The organism is Bradyrhizobium sp. USDA 3240, assembly GCF_054063295.1.
In genome coordinates, this window is sequence record NZ_JBSSGD010000002.1 from 964,913 (window position 1) to 979,268 (window position 14,356).

General features: G+C 64.6%; 15 protein-coding genes. 9 read left to right on the forward strand and 6 right to left on the reverse strand.

Features of this window, described 5'->3' with window-relative positions; genetic code table 11:
* Window positions 1–247: 247 nt before the first annotated feature.
* Both ACVIGA_RS05235 and ACVIGA_RS05240 read left to right on the forward strand, forming a co-directional pair.
* Window positions 248–1,009 carry a proteasome-type protease gene (locus tag ACVIGA_RS05235; protein WP_050406373.1) on the forward strand — a complete coding sequence of 254 codons (762 nt, stop codon included), beginning with the start codon at window positions 248–250 and terminating at the stop codon, window positions 1,007–1,009.
* Window positions 1,010–1,021: 12 nt separating this feature from the next.
* Window positions 1,022–1,783, forward strand: coding sequence for an SDR family oxidoreductase (locus tag ACVIGA_RS05240; protein WP_223976325.1), 762 nt, complete (start codon window positions 1,022–1,024; stop codon window positions 1,781–1,783).
* A gap of 260 nt (window positions 1,784–2,043) precedes the next feature.
* Here ACVIGA_RS05240 and ACVIGA_RS05245 read toward each other — a convergent pair whose 3' ends face one another.
* Complete coding sequence (locus ACVIGA_RS05245; RefSeq protein WP_456665554.1) at window positions 2,044–3,267, reverse strand: MFS transporter; 1,224 nt, start codon at window positions 3,265–3,267, stop codon at window positions 2,044–2,046.
* Window positions 3,268–3,383: 116 nt separating this feature from the next.
* On the opposite strand from ACVIGA_RS05245, the gene ACVIGA_RS05250 reads away from it, so the two are divergent.
* Complete coding sequence (locus tag ACVIGA_RS05250; protein WP_456665555.1) at window positions 3,384–4,634, forward strand: NupC/NupG family nucleoside CNT transporter; 1,251 nt, start codon at window positions 3,384–3,386, stop codon at window positions 4,632–4,634.
* Between the two features lie 133 nt (window positions 4,635–4,767).
* On the opposite strand, the gene ACVIGA_RS05255 is transcribed toward ACVIGA_RS05250, so the two are convergent.
* Both ACVIGA_RS05255 and ACVIGA_RS05260 read right to left on the reverse strand, forming a co-directional pair.
* The gene (locus ACVIGA_RS05255; RefSeq protein WP_456665556.1) at window positions 4,768–5,334 is read right to left on the reverse strand and encodes a cupin domain-containing protein; all 567 of its coding nucleotides are present in this window, start codon (window positions 5,332–5,334) and stop codon (window positions 4,768–4,770) included.
* Between the two features lie 110 nt (window positions 5,335–5,444).
* The gene (locus ACVIGA_RS05260; RefSeq protein WP_212309910.1) at window positions 5,445–5,735 is read right to left on the reverse strand and encodes an usg protein; all 291 of its coding nucleotides are present in this window, start codon (window positions 5,733–5,735) and stop codon (window positions 5,445–5,447) included.
* Window positions 5,736–6,115: 380 nt separating this feature from the next.
* Here ACVIGA_RS05260 and ACVIGA_RS05265 point away from each other — a divergent pair, with 380 nt between their 5' ends.
* The 3 genes from ACVIGA_RS05265 to ACVIGA_RS05275 all read left to right on the forward strand — a co-directional run bounded on the left by ACVIGA_RS05265 (window position 6,116) and on the right by ACVIGA_RS05275 (window position 8,582).
* On the forward strand, window positions 6,116–6,430 hold the full coding sequence (locus ACVIGA_RS05265; RefSeq protein WP_223976313.1) for a co-chaperone GroES: 315 nt from the start codon (window positions 6,116–6,118) through the stop codon (window positions 6,428–6,430).
* 55 nt (window positions 6,431–6,485) lie between these two features.
* Window positions 6,486–8,126, forward strand: a complete 1,641-nt coding sequence (gene groL, locus ACVIGA_RS05270; protein ID WP_223976311.1) for a chaperonin GroEL — start codon at window positions 6,486–6,488, stop codon at window positions 8,124–8,126.
* A 168-nt stretch (window positions 8,127–8,294) separates the two neighbouring features.
* Entirely contained in the window at window positions 8,295–8,582 is a 288-nt protein-coding gene (locus tag ACVIGA_RS05275) for a GIY-YIG nuclease family protein (RefSeq protein ID WP_456670742.1), read from the forward strand.
* A 71-nt stretch (window positions 8,583–8,653) separates the two neighbouring features.
* Here the strand turns inward: ACVIGA_RS05275 and ACVIGA_RS05280 are convergent, their stop codons facing one another.
* Window positions 8,654–9,556 carry a DUF3313 domain-containing protein gene (locus tag ACVIGA_RS05280; RefSeq protein ID WP_456665557.1) on the reverse strand — a complete coding sequence of 301 codons (903 nt, stop codon included), beginning with the start codon at window positions 9,554–9,556 and terminating at the stop codon, window positions 8,654–8,656.
* Window positions 9,557–9,761: 205 nt separating this feature from the next.
* Between ACVIGA_RS05280 and ACVIGA_RS05285 the strand changes: the two genes are divergently transcribed.
* Entirely contained in the window at window positions 9,762–10,373 is a 612-nt protein-coding gene (locus ACVIGA_RS05285) for a TetR family transcriptional regulator (RefSeq protein ID WP_456665558.1), read from the forward strand.
* Between the two features lie 187 nt (window positions 10,374–10,560).
* Here ACVIGA_RS05285 and ACVIGA_RS05290 read toward each other — a convergent pair whose 3' ends face one another.
* Window positions 10,561–11,400, reverse strand: a complete 840-nt coding sequence (locus tag ACVIGA_RS05290; RefSeq protein WP_456665559.1) for a LysR family transcriptional regulator — start codon at window positions 11,398–11,400, stop codon at window positions 10,561–10,563.
* A 128-nt stretch (window positions 11,401–11,528) separates the two neighbouring features.
* Between ACVIGA_RS05290 and ACVIGA_RS05295 the strand changes: the two genes are divergently transcribed.
* Window positions 11,529–12,122, forward strand: coding sequence for a cysteine hydrolase family protein (locus ACVIGA_RS05295; RefSeq protein ID WP_456665560.1), 594 nt, complete (start codon window positions 11,529–11,531; stop codon window positions 12,120–12,122).
* A 10-nt stretch (window positions 12,123–12,132) separates the two neighbouring features.
* Window positions 12,133–12,762, forward strand: a complete 630-nt coding sequence (locus tag ACVIGA_RS05300; protein ID WP_456665561.1) for a glutathione binding-like protein — start codon at window positions 12,133–12,135, stop codon at window positions 12,760–12,762.
* A gap of 22 nt (window positions 12,763–12,784) precedes the next feature.
* On the opposite strand, the gene ACVIGA_RS05305 is transcribed toward ACVIGA_RS05300, so the two are convergent.
* On the reverse strand, window positions 12,785–14,281 hold the full coding sequence (locus tag ACVIGA_RS05305) for an AMP nucleosidase (protein ID WP_456665562.1): 1,497 nt from the start codon (window positions 14,279–14,281) through the stop codon (window positions 12,785–12,787).
* Window positions 14,282–14,356 lie beyond the last annotated feature (75 nt).

Here is a 14,356-nt window from a genome sequence, read left to right on the forward strand (position 1 = left end):
TTCTTGTCGATTGCAGGCAGTCGACCACAACGCCAGGTGCCTCGCAATGAGACGAGGCGCCGATCATTGCCGGCTGCGTGCAACGCAGAACGAGGCCGGGGCACGAACCGCGATTTCAGGACGGGTCCTGACACGGACCGTCGCCGGCCCCCTCGTATGTCCCGTCACGGGGAATTGGGGTTGGATGCGACCTCGAAATTGGCTACACGTTTGGCGCCGAGAAACTCGGACCGTTTGAGGGCTGTAAATGACCTATTGCTGCGGAATTCTGGTGCGCGACGGCCTCGTCATGATCGCCGATACCCGCACCAATGCCGGCCTCGACAACGTCTCGACCTTCCGCAAGCTGCACATCTTCGAAAAGCCCGGCGACCGCATCATGGCGATCGCCAGCGCAGGGAATCTCGCAATCAGCCAGTCGGTGCTGTCGACCCTGACCGAGGGCATGGAAGATCCGCACACCGGCGAGCTCGAGACGCTGATGAATGCGCCGACCATGTTCCAGGCGGCGCAGCGGATCGGCCGCGCCATCCGGTCGGTGCATGCGACCGAGGGCGATGCGCTGCGTTCCGAAGATATCTCCTTCGACGTCTCATTCCTGTTCGGCGGCCAGATCAAGGGCTCGCGGATGCGCCTGTTCATGGTCTACACCGCCGGCAACTTCATCGAGTGCACCACCGACACGCCCTATTTGCAGATCGGCGAGCACAAATACGGCAAGCCGGTGCTCGACCGCGCCATGCATTACGACGTCGAGCTCTACGAGGCGCTCAAGACAGGCCTGATCTCGATGGATTCGACGATGCGCTCCAATCTCGGCGTCGGCCTGCCGATCGACGTGCTGGTGGTGCGCACCGATGCCTGCGAGGCCGATCTCAATCACCGCATCGAGGCCGGCGAGCCTTATTTCCACGATCTGCGCTCGCGCTGGTCGGCGGCGCTGCGCGCGGCGCACCAGAACATTCCACGCCCACCCTACAAGAACGAAACCGAAGCAAAAACCAAGTAAGAGGAAACTCGGATGACCGAAGCAACCAGCAAGATCGCACTCGTCACCGGCGCCGGCACCGGTGTCGGCCGCGCGGCATCGCTCGCTTTGATGGACAAGGGTTACACCGTGGTGCTCGTCGGGCGCCGCCTGGAGATGCTGGAAGAGACCAGCAAGCTCGGCCCCGCCGGCAAGAGCCTGTGCGTCACCGCCGACATGGCCAACCCGGCCGCGATCGCCGCGCTGTTCGACAAGGTGAAGGCGACCTACGGCCGGCTCGACGTTCTCTTCAACAATGCCGGCATGGGCGCGCCGCCGGTGAACTTCGAGGATCTGCCGCTCGAGCAGTGGCAGGCCGTGGTCAACACCAACCTCACCGCGCCGTTCCTGTGCACCCAGCACGCCTTCCGCATCATGAAGGACCAGACGCCGCGCGGCGGCCGCATCATCAACAACGGCTCGATCTCGGCGCATGCACCGCGGCCGTTCTCGGCGGCCTACACCTCGACCAAGCACGCCATCACCGGCCTGACCAAGGCCTCCAACCTCGACGGCCGCATGTATGACATCGCAGTCGGCCAGGTCGATATCGGCAACGCCGCGACCCCGATGACCGACCGCATGGTCAACGGCCCCGGCGTGCTGCAGCCCGACGGCACCACCAAGCACGAGCCGCGCATGGACGCCAAGGCGGTCGGCGACGCCGTCGCCTACATGGCCGGCCTGCCGCTCGACGCCAACGTGCTGTTCATGACGGTGATGGCGACCAAGATGCCGTTCGTGGGACGGGGCTGATCTCTCGTCGGCTTGGCCGGGCTTGTCCCGGCCATGCCGTCCCAGGGGCACACTGCCAAAATATCGAAAACAACCCCATGCAAAGTAGCCTGCGGCTGCCGGAGTACGGCACGGCAACTTGACACGTCGGGCAACTCAGTCGTATTTTTCCATTATTCCGAAATTGCGCGCCGTCATTGCGAGCGAAGCGAAGCAATCCATGCCTCCGCATGTGGCAAGATGGATTGCTTCGCTTCGCTCGCAATGACGGGCGGAAAAACCTACTCCAGCTTCTCGACATCCCGTAGCGTCGGGAACAGCTTCATCCAGAGCAGCGCGACGGCGACCGTCGCAACGCCGCCGAGCACGGCCGACGGCACGGCGCCGAGCAGCGCCGCGGTGACGCCGCTCTCGAACTGGCCGAGCTGGTTCGACGCGTTGATGAACAGGAAGTTCATCGCCCCGACGCGGCCGCGCATCTCGTCCGGAGTAGCAAGCTGCACCAGCGAGAAGCGGATCACGACGCTGATCGTATCGGCGGCGCCGAGCACCGCGAGCGCCAGCGCCGACAACCACATCCATTGCGACAGCGCGAACACCACCGTTGCGACGCCGAACACGATCACCGACTGGAACATGCGCATGCCGACGCGGCGGTTGATGGTGTGCCGCGCCAGCACCATGGTCACCAAGAGCGCGCCGACCGCGGGCGCGGCACGCAGGATGCCGAGCCCGAGCGGGCCGGTCTGCAGGATGTCGCGCGCGTAGATCGGCAGCAGCGCGGTGACGCCGCCGAACAGCACCGCGAACAAGTCGAGCGAGATGGTGCCGAGGATCGCCGGGTTGCTGCGAACGAAGGTGACGCCGGCATACAGGTCGTCCGACACCTCGCCGTTCTTCGCCGTCGCCCGCTGCAGCCGACCGATGCCGCCGGTCAGCACCGCGCCGAACAGCCAGAACACCATCATGATGCCGTAGGGCGCGCTCGGCATCAGCGCGTAAGCGAAGCCGCCCAGCGCAGGTCCGGTGATGGTCGCGACCTGCGCCGCGCCGCTCGAGATCGCGGTCGCCCGCTGCAGCGAGCCTTGCGGCGCGATCAGCGGCAACAGCGCGGCGGTCGCCGGGCTCTCGAACGCGCCGGCTATGCCGAGCACGAAGGTCGCAGCGAAGATCTGGATCTCGGAGATGGTGCCGGCGAATGTGCTTCCGGCGAGAAACAATGCGGTCAGCGCCTCTGCGACCTGGCAGGCCTGCACCACGCGCTTGCGTTCGAAGCGGTCGGCGGCGTGACCGGCGACGAACACCAATAGCGCCGTCGGTAGAAACTGCACCAGGCCGACCATGCCGAGGTCGAACGCGCTGCCGGTCAGATCATAGATCTGCCAGCCGATCGCCACCGCGCCGATCTGGCTGGAGAAGCGCGACAGGCTGCGCGACGACAAGAAGAACAGGAAAGGTCGGTGGCCCAGCAGATCGCGGGCGCCGGCCGGCGTGACGGAGGACATGCATGATTGCGTGGCTGAGCTCCTGCAACTTGTCAATGGATTCGGGATCAACGCGCAACAGCATTGCGCTGCGCGAGGCCCCTGCCCATAATCGCCCGAGGGTTCTTGGGGGCGTGATGCTGCAGTTGCAATCGGCGTTCGGCGTGGTGGCGTTGCTGGTGATCGCCTGGGCGTTGAGCGAGAATCGCTTGAAGGTGTCGCTGCGGCAGGCCGCGATCGGGCTTGTCGTCACCGTCGTCACCGCGCTGGTGCTGATCAAGGTGCCGCTGGTGACGCAGGCCTTCGGCGCGATCAACGATGCCGTCGGCACTATCGCCGCCGCAACGCGCGCCGGCACCGCCTTCGTGTTCGGTTATGTCGGCGGCGGCCCGGCACCATTCGATCCCAAGGCGCCCGGCTCGGATTTCATCCTCGCCTTCCAGGCGCTGCCGATCGTGCTGGTCATGAGCGTGCTGACGACGCTGCTGTTCTATTGGCGCGTGCTGCCGCCGGTGGTGCGCGGCATGGCCTGGATTCTCGAGCGCACGCTCGGCGTCGGCGGCGCGGTCGGGCTCTCCACCGCGGCCAATATCTTCCTCGGCATGGTCGAAGCGCCGCTCTTCATCCGCCCCTATCTGGCGCAGCTGACCCGCAGCGAATTGTTTCTGGTGATGACCGGCGGCATGGCCGGGATCGCCGGCACCGTGCTGGTGCTATACGCAACACTGCTGGCGCCGCTGATCCCCGATTCGGCCGCGCATTTCGTCATCGCCTCGGTGCTCGGCGCGCCGGCCGCCATTCTGGTCAGCCTGATCATGGTGCCGGAAACCTCCGCCAAGCGCACCGGCGGGTCGCTCGACGATCCCGATGTTCAGGTGTCCTCGACGATGGACGCGATCGTGAAGGGCACCGCCGCCGGGCTCGAGCTGCTGATGAACATCATCGCGATGCTGCTAGTGCTGGTGGCGCTGGTGTATCTCGCGAACGCGATCATCGGGCTGCTGCCCGAAGTCGGCGGCGCGAAGATCTCGCTGCAACGGCTGCTCGGCTACGTCATGGCGCCGGTGTGCTGGCTGATGGGCCTGCCGTGGCCGCAGGCGATCACGGCGGGAAGCCTGATGGGCACCAAGACCGTGCTGAACGAGCTGATCGCTTATGTCGACCTGTCGAAGCTCGGCCCCGACGCGCTCGATCCACGCTCGCGGCTGATCATGCTGTACGCGATGTGCGGTTTTGCCAACTTCGCGAGCCTCGGCATCATGATCGGCGGCCTCGGCATCATGGCGCCCGGGCGGCGCGACGAGATCAATGCGCTCGGGCTGAAATCGGTCGTCTCGGGCACGCTGACGACGTGCCTGATGGGGGCAATCGTGGGGATGATGACGTGACTTTTTCTTTGTCATTCCGGGGCGGCGCGCAGCGCCGAGCCCGGAATCCATCAAGCCGCAAGCCAAGTGGAGAAATGGATTCCGGGCTCGATGCTTCGCATCGCCCCGGAATGACGGCGGAGGGTGGCGGCGCCTACGCCTTCAGCTCCACCGTCTTGAACTCGGCCGGCAGGATCACCTCCAGCAGTTCGACGTCGTCGGAGTAGTCCAGGATCATGTGCCGGATGCGTGGCGGCTGGGTCCAGGCGCTGCCCTCTTTCATCAGCGTCTCGCCTTCGCCTTCCATGTAGGTCTTCACCCAGCCCTTGAGCACGTAGACCATCTGGAATTCGACGTCGTGGAAGTGCAGCTTCGACACTTCGTCCGGATTGCACGGTCCCTGCAGCCGGATGACATGCGCCTGCGCGAGGCCATGGGATGCTGCTGATATGCCGAGGTCGCGATACTTGGCGTAGGTGCGCAGCCCGTCGGCCTTGAAATCCTCTTCGCGGTGATGGCTGACGGCGACGCGCTGCTTGGGCCGCGCCTTGCTTGTCGCTTTCGGCGCGCTCTTCTTGGCCGCGGTGACGCGGCCCTTGGACTTGATGGTCTTGCGCGCGGACGATTTCGCGGATGATTTCTTGGCGCCGGCGCCAAGCCCCGACCATTTCTTCTTCACCGCGGTCTTGGCTGCGGATCTCGATGCCGTCTTCTTGGCCATTGTTCGCCTCCGTCTTTTTGTGACTGATGAAGGCTAACACAAGTCGCGCCGCACGAGGTGGGCAAAGGCGCATGCTGCGCCTTGCCCCCTTGCCTTGCCCGCTTTGCGGATCAATGCAGCCGGAACACGCCGTCGACGGCGCGCAGTTCGGCCGGCTTGACCAGTTTGGAATGCGCCACCGTCACCGAGAACAACGGGCCTTCGAGCTTCTCCTCCCAGAAGGCGAGGAAATCCCGCAGCGCCGGAAATTTCGGAAACAGGTCGTAGTTCTGCCAGACATAGGTTTGCAGCAACGAGGGATGGTCCGGCATCCGATAGAGGATTTGCGCCGTCGTTAGCCCATACCCCAGCAACTGCTTCCGGAAATCGTCGGAAACAACCCCACCAACTCGCGAGACCATGCCAACCTCCTGTGACGGAGCGCATTCACATGGCGGCCGACCCCCGCCGGACCACCGGCAATGGATGCGCTCACATGATACAAATGTGACGCACGCGACTGCCCCATCTCAAGCCTAAATGTTTAATAGGTTGTTGAAATTTCTTGCGTTAGCAGCAGCTTACCGCATCTGCTAATAGCCCTGGCGGCCTCCGCTGGCGGCATTAAGGATGCCGAAATGAAGCTGGCAGCCGTCATTCGCGAGTGCCAATTTTTCTGCTACAGCCACTTGCCCGCCGCCAAGGCTTGGCCTATCTCCTGCCCAGTCGGTCTGGCACTCGCTGGGCTGGACTGCTAAAACTCCAAAAATCTACAGAATCCGCAAACGTTTAGGAGGACTGCATGAAATTCCGTCCGCTTCACGACCGCGTCGTGGTCAAGCGTATCGACGCCGAAGAGAAGTCTGCTGGCGGCATCATCATTCCGGACAGTGCCAAGGAAAAGCCCTCGCAGGGCGAAGTGACCGCCGTCGGCCCGGGCGGCCGCGACGAAGCTGGCAAGCTGATCCCCATCGACCTCAAGGTCGGCGACCGCGTCCTGTTCGGCAAGTGGTCCGGCACCGAGGTCAAGATCGACGGTGAAGACCTGCTGATCATGAAGGAAAGCGACATCATGGGCGTGCTCGACGTCCCCGCTTCCAAGAAGAAGGCGGCCTAAGCGCCTCCTCCCTCCCCAAGATTCCTCTAGGACAACCTTCCAAGGAAAAATTCAGATGGCAGCTAAAGAAGTCAAATTCTCCGTCGATGCGCGCGACAAGATGCTGCGCGGCGTCGACATCCTCGCCAATGCGGTGAAGGTCACTCTCGGCCCGAAGGGCCGCAACGTCGTGCTCGAGAAGTCGTTCGGCGCTCCCCGCATCACCAAGGACGGCGTCACCGTCGCCAAGGAGATCGAGCTCGAGGACAAGTTCGAGAACATGGGCGCGCAGATGGTGCGCGAAGTCGCCTCCAAGTCCGCTGACGCGGCCGGCGACGGCACCACCACCGCCACCGTGCTCGCCCAGGCGATCGTGCGTGAAGGCGCCAAGTCGGTTGCCGCCGGCATGAACCCGATGGACCTGAAGCGCGGTATCGACCTCGCGGTCGAAGCCGTCGTTGCGGACCTCCAGAAGAACTCGAAGAAGGTCACCTCGAACGAGGAGATCGCCCAGGTCGGCACCATTTCGGCCAACGGCGATGCCGAGATCGGCAAGTTCCTCGCCGACGCCATGAAGAAGGTCGGCAACGAGGGCGTGATCACGGTCGAGGAAGCCAAGTCGCTCGAGACCGAGCTCGACGTCGTCGAGGGCATGCAGTTCGATCGCGGCTACATCTCGCCCTACTTCGTCACCAACGCCGACAAGATGCGCGTTGAGATGGACGACGCCTACATCCTCATCAACGAGAAGAAGCTCTCCTCGCTGAACGAGCTGCTGCCGCTGCTCGAGGCCGTGGTGCAGACCGGCAAGCCGCTGGTCATCGTCGCTGAAGACGTCGAAGGCGAAGCCCTCGCCACCCTCGTCGTCAACCGCCTGCGTGGCGGCCTGAAGGTCGCGGCCGTCAAGGCTCCGGGCTTCGGCGATCGCCGCAAGGCCATGCTGCAGGACATCGCGATCCTGACCGGCGGCCAGGCCATCTCGGAAGACCTCGGCATCAAGCTCGAGAACGTCACGCTGCAGATGCTCGGTCGCGCCAAGAAGGTGATGATCGACAAGGAAAACACCACGATCGTCAACGGCGCCGGCAAGAAGGCCGACATCGACGCCCGCGTTGCCCAGATCAAGGCGCAGATCGAGGAGACCACCTCGGACTACGACCGTGAGAAGCTGCAGGAGCGTCTCGCCAAGCTCGCAGGTGGCGTCGCGGTGATCCGCGTCGGCGGCGCGACCGAGGTCGAGGTGAAGGAGCGCAAGGATCGCGTTGATGACGCGATGCATGCGACCCGTGCGGCTGTCGAGGAAGGCATCGTCCCGGGCGGCGGCGTCGCCCTGCTCCGTGCTTCCGAGCAGCTCAAGGGCCTGCGCACCAAGAACGACGACCAGAAGACCGGCGTCGAGATCGTGCGCAAGGCGCTCTCCTCCCCCGCTCGCCAGATCGCGATCAACGCCGGTGAAGACGGTTCGGTCATCGTCGGCAAGATCCTGGAGAACAAGGCCTACAATTACGGCTTCGACTCCCAGACCGGCGACTATGCCGACCTCGTCAAGAAGGGCATCATCGACCCGACCAAGGTCGTCCGTACCGCGATCCAGAACGCTGCCTCGGTTGCCGCGCTGCTGATCACCACGGAAGCGATGGTTGCCGAGCTGCCGAAGAAGAACGCCGGCGGCCCCGCGATGCCTCCGGGCGGCGGCATGGGCGGCATGGACTTCTAAGTCCAGCCTCTCAAGGCGATTTACGGAATGCAAAACCCCGGCAGCGATGCCGGGGCTTTTGTTTGCGGGGAGCGCGTATTGATTACGCATGCAGGTCCGCCTTACCATCCACCGTCATTCCGGGGCGCGCGCAGCGCGAGCCCGGAATCCATAACCACGACTACCGGGATGGCTTACTACGTCTATCTCCTTGCGAGCAGGAAGCACGGCACACTCTATCTGGGTGTGACAAACGACATTGTGCGTCGTGTCCACGAACATCGGACGAAAGCCGCTCCGGGCTTCACGTCGCGATATGGCGTCGACAAGCTGGTCTGGTTCGAAGTCTACGACGACGCGACAAGCGCTATCACGCGCGAGAAAGAACTGAAAAAATGGCGGCGCGATTGGAAGATCCGGCTGATTGAGGAGCAGAATCCCGGTTGGGAGGATCTGTTTCCAGGGATATCCAACTAGCTTTCGTGGTTATGGATTCCGGGCTCGCGCTACGCGCGCCCCGGAATGACGAATAGTCGGAGGCTGAGCCCTCACTCCATCTTCGCCGCAACCGGTCCCTTGTCGGTCCAGTCCGGCGGCACGCCGGCGCTGTCGCCGACCATGCCGACGAGACCCGGCGCGCGTCCGAACGCTTCGCAGGCGGGAAATTTCGGCGCGCCGCCGAGCAGGAAGCCCAGCCGCTGCATCGAGGGCATCGATGGCACGCCGCCGAACGGCGTCACGCCGGTGACCAGCATCTGGCTGAAATCGCCGCCGAACGATGCCGCAAGGCCGTACGCATCCCCCTCCTCCGACATCCGCCCGTTGTCGAAGGCACTCGCCGCACGGCCCCAGACCATCGCGGCCTTTTGCTGTCCGGCCGGATCGCGCGCCTCGGCTTCAAGCGACAGGCTGCCGAGCCCCACCGGAATGCGCGGAACGGGCACCGGCACGCCGGGCAGCAGAATCGTCTTCGCGACCGACACGCCCTTGGAGACGCCGACCGCGGTCGGATCGGTCGGCACCACATGCGTGATGACGGCGTGAACGGTCAGGTCGGCCGGCTCGGACGCAACCACGTAGAAGCGTTCGCTCAGGCCCGCACACAATGCGCGGTCGGCGGCGTTGGTGACGAGCCTGCGCTGTACGGCCGTGAAGGGCACCGACGTTCCGTCGGAGAACACGGTGGGCACGATCCTGATCGTCTTCGCCGCCAGCACCTCGTCCTTGCTCACCCGCAGCTTCGAACGGGTCAACATCCCGTCCGATTGCTCCATATTGTCGTAGGAGCGCAGTGAACCGGCCTGATCCAGCGTCGCCGTCGCGCAGCCCGAGACCAAAAGACCGAGCAGGTTCGCCGCCGCCCAGCCGCGAAAGAGTGCCCCGCGCTTGCGCACAAATCCATCTGCCGCCGGAATCAGCTTGATCCGGCCTACGCGCGAGCAGGTTGTCATTGGGGCCCCACTGACTTACACTTGGTGTAATTATTACACTTGGTGTAATTATTGTGTTGGGCGGTTTTATGGCCGCGACCGCCGGCTGCGACCGGATGACGCGCATCCAACTGCGCCGCTTCGCGCGTTGACGCCGACGGCCGCGCGAACCCTTGAGGCCACGAATTGCTTTTGCCCTGATTGCCTGTTCAGGAGAAGGCCGCCGATGCCCGAGACATTGACGAAAACCCAGACGCCTGCAAAATCCGAAGGCCTGCGCGAGCGAAATCGCCGCGAGACGCTGCAACGCATCGCCGATGTCGGCATGGAGCTGTTCCTGGCCAACGGCTTTGATGCGACGACGCTGGATGAGATCGCGGCGGCGGCCGGCATCTCGCGCAGGACCTTCTTCTACTATTTCAGGAGCAAGGACGACATCCTGCTCGCCCACATCGCCGGCTATGACGACGCGCTCAGGGCATCGATCCGCGACCATGCCGTGGCCGGTGCGCCGATCGACGTCGTCCGCGACGCCTTGCTGGATGTGTGCGCCCGCTTCCAGACGTCGCGGACGGTTGCGATTTCGCGCCTGATCCGCGAGAGCGAAGTGCTGAGCTCCCGCAAGCATCGGAGCGATCAGCATCGGGAGCAGGTCGTCTACGAGACGCTGTGCGAATTGTGGCCGGGCAAGGACCGCCGCGACCGCCTCCGCCTCGTCGCGATGGCCGCGAGCGGCGCACTGCGCATCGCAGTCGACGCCTGGCTCGAGCAAGGCGGCAAGCGCCAGCTCACCAAATATGTCCAGGACGCCTTCGCCAATCTGAAAGCGGCGATTTGAGCCCTCTCCTCGTCATTCCGGGGCGCGCCTCTGCCGCGAGCCCGGAATCCATAACCACAAATCTCAGTTGGATATCCCCGGAAAGAGATCCACCCACCCGGGATCATCTCGACCATCGTGGTTATGGATTCCGGGCTCGCGACTTCGTCGCGCCCCGGAATGACGGAGGGTAAGTCCCGTCGCCACCTCACTCGCTGCGCGCGACGTCCTGGAAGCAGGCGCGCAGCCAGTCGATGGTGACGCGCGTCGCCGCATCGCGCTTGAGGTGGCTTTGCACCAGAAGCCAGACGTCGCGCCGCCTCGGCAGCAGCGTGGCGCGCAAACGGCGATCCGTCATCAGATCCACGCAGCTATGCTCCGGCAGCACGCCGACCGCCCGATGCGACTGGATCAGCCTGTGGATGATCCGGACATTGTCGGTCACGCAGCGCGCACGAAGTCGCTTCGCGCGCAGGAACTGCATTTCCGGAATCCCGCCGAGCTCATCGGGATAGACACACGTCACCGCCTCTCCCGCGGTCGTCGCGACCGGCTCGAAGAAATACAGCCTGACCTCGGCGAGCTTCGAGATCGCAAAGTCGCCCTTGTCGGGCTTGCGCAGGCGGATCGCCAGATCGGCCTCCCAGCGCGAGAATTTGACGTTGTCGCTCGAGGTCAGGAATTGCAGCGTGAGGCCCGGATTGGCACGCAGCAATTCGCTGGTGCGCGGCGCCAGCACTTCTTCCGCGATCGCATTGGTGGAAGCGATGCGCAGCCGGCCGACCGGGCCGGGGAGGCTCTCGCCAATCCGGCCGATCTCCTCGGCATGCGCGGCCATCGCCTGGACGTGCGCGAGCACCACGTCGCACTGCCGGGTCGGCTTGCGGACGCCGTCGGCGGCCTCGAACAGCCGCAGGCCGAGCGCCCGCTCGATCCGCGCCAGCCTGCGGCCGACGGTAGTCTCGTCGATGCGTAGCCGCGCGCTGGCGCCGGCATAGGTGCCCTCGTCCCTGACGGCCGCGATGATGCGAAGGTCGTCCCAGTTCATGGCGTCAGGCTACACCGCCTCTGGCTTACCTGCAATAACGCAGCCACCGGCTGCAATATCCCTGCATAACGGCAGGAAGGTCCGCGGCTATATTTTCGCAAGACACATCCGCTGGAGATCGCAGGACCATGACCGCAGCCAAAACCTTGATGCAGCTTGCCGGTATCGACCTCACCCCGCCGCGCCTCGGCGATGCCTGCCTGGTGCTGATCGATATCCAGAACGAATATCTCGCCGGTCCGCTGGCCCTGCCCGACGCCAGCCCCGCGATTGCGCGCGCCACCGCATTGCTCGCGCGCGCGCGGGAGAGCGGCGCCGCCATCATCCACATCGCGCACAAGGGAGCGCCGGGAAGCCTGTTCGATCGCAGCGCCGAGCGGGGCGCGATCGTGGCGCCGCTCAAGCCGCGTCCCGGCGAGATCGTGATCGAGAAGCAATTGCCGAACGCCTTCGCCGGCACCGACCTGAACGCGCAGCTTGCCGCGACCGGTCGCAAGGAGCTCGTGCTCGCCGGCTTCATGACCCATATGTGCGTGAGTTCGACCGCCCGCGCCGCCCTCGACCTCGGCTTCCGCACCACCATCGATGCCGACAGCTGCGCCACCCGCGACCTGCCCGACGGCATCGGTGGCGCGATTGCCGCAAAACTCATTCACGACGTCGCGCTCGCCGAACTGTCCGACCGCTTCGCGATCATCGCGCGCGGCAACGCCCTCGCCTGAGACCACCACCATGCTCGAGCTCTATTTTTGGCCGATGGCCTGCTCGCTCGCCAGCCGGATCGCGCTGATGGAGGCCGGCATCGACGCGCGCTATCACATGGTCCATCTCTGGACCAAGAAGGTGCTGGAGGACGACGGCGACTTCCGCGCCATCGCGCCGAAGGGCGCGGTGCCCGTGCTGGTGCTCGAGAATGGCGAGCGGCTGACGGAGAGCGCGGCGGTGCTGCAATATATCGCGGACCTCAAGCCCGAACTCGGCCTCGCGCCACCGGCCGGCCATCCGGATCGCTACCGGTTGCAGGAATGGCTGAGCTTCATCGGCACCGAGATCCACAAGGGATTTTTGTTTCCGACCTTCTGGTACAAGGATGATGCATCGCTCGCCAAGCCGCGTGCCAGGATCGGACAGACCTTGTCGGTGCCATCAGCCCATCTTTCCGACCGCGAATTTCTGGTCGGTAACCGCTTCACCGTAGCGGACGCGCATCTCGCCTGGGCTCTGCTGTTGCTTCGCTCCGCCGGCGTCGATGTGGCGCAATGGCCGCCGCTGGCCGCCTATCTCGGACGCATCCAGGCGCGGCCGCAGGTCAAGGCCGCGATCGGCACCGAGATGCAATTGTGGAAGAGCGTCGCGGCGTGATCGCCGCGCGCCCGGCGCTGCGTTACTGAAACGCGACCTCGGCAAAGCTGCGCAGCTTGCGCGAATGCAGCCGCTCGGACTCCTGCTGCTTGAGCCGCTCCAGCGCTTTCAGGCCGATCTGAAGATGCTGGCCGACGCGCTGGCGATAGAACTCGCTCGCCATGCCCGCCAGCTTGATCTCGCCATGTAGCGGCTTGTCGGAGACGCACAGCAGCGTGCCGTAGGGCACGCGGAAGCGATAGCCGTTGGCGGCGATCGTCGCCGATTCCATGTCGAGCGCGATGGAGCGCGATTGCGACATCCGCCGGATCACCTGCGGCCCGCTGATCTCCCAATTGCGGTTGTCGACGCTCGCGACGGTGCCGGTGCGCATCAAGCGCTTGAGCTCGAAGCCGGTGAGCCCGGTCACCTCGCCGACCGCCTCCTCGAGCGCGACCTGCATCTCGGCGAGCGCGGGGATCGGCACCCAGAGCGGCAGTTCGTGATCGAGCACGTGATCCTCGCGGACATAGCCGTGGGCCAGCACGTAATCGCCGAGCCGCTGCGTGTTGCGCAAGCCGGCGCAATGCCCGATCATCAGCCAGGCATGCGGCCGCAGCACCGCGACATGATCGGTGATGTTGCGCGCATTCGATGGACCGATCCCGATATTGATCAGGGTGATGCCGCGATAACCGGGCTCGACGAGATGAAACGCCGGCATCTGCGGCACACGATCCGATGCCGTCCCGATGGTGCCGCCGCCTGCCAGCGCGTTGTGCGTGATCACATTGCCGGGCGCGACGAACGCCTCGAGGCCTTCCTCACCCGTCGCGAGACGCTGCAGGCTCGATTGCGCGAAGGCGTCGACATAGAACTGGTAGTTGGTGAAGATCACGAAATTCTGGAAGTGCTCCGGATCGGTGCCGGTGTAGTGATAGAGCCGGCGCAGCGAGTAATCGACGCGCGCTGCGCGAAACAGCGCCAGCGGCTCGGGCGTGCCCGGCGTCAGTTCAAACGTGCCGTCGGCGATCGCATCGTCCATCGCGGCAAGGTCCGGCGTGTCGAACACGTCGCGCAGCGACCTTGTAAAGGCCGAACTGTCGGCGATGGTCAGCGCCGCCTCGATATTGATGTCGCGCCGGTAAGCGAAATGGATCGGAATCGGTTCGTTGGACTCGCCGATCTCGACCGCCACGCCATGGTTCTTGATCAGGAGCCCGATCTGCTCGGTGAGATAGGTCCGGAAAATATCCGGCCGCGTGATGCTGGTCTCGTGGACGCCGGGTCCGGCGACAAAGCCGTAGGCTAGCCGGGAATCGAGCCGGGCATGCGACGAGGTCGTGATGCGGACGAACGGGTAATGCGCCCGCACCCGCGTCGTGAACGGCACCCCGTTGACATAGGCCTCGAAGCGACTGCGCAGGAATCCGGTGTTGCGCTCGTAGATCTCCTCGAGACGGGCAACGGCGGCGCTAGCATCGACGAACGCTTCGGTCGTGATCGGCGGCGGGGTTTCGATGGGAGGTGTCGGAGACATGTTCGCTTTGCACCGGATCCGCTGCCGAGTCGGGACTCGCCCTGGATCAGTGCAGTATAGCGACAATGGCCTCCA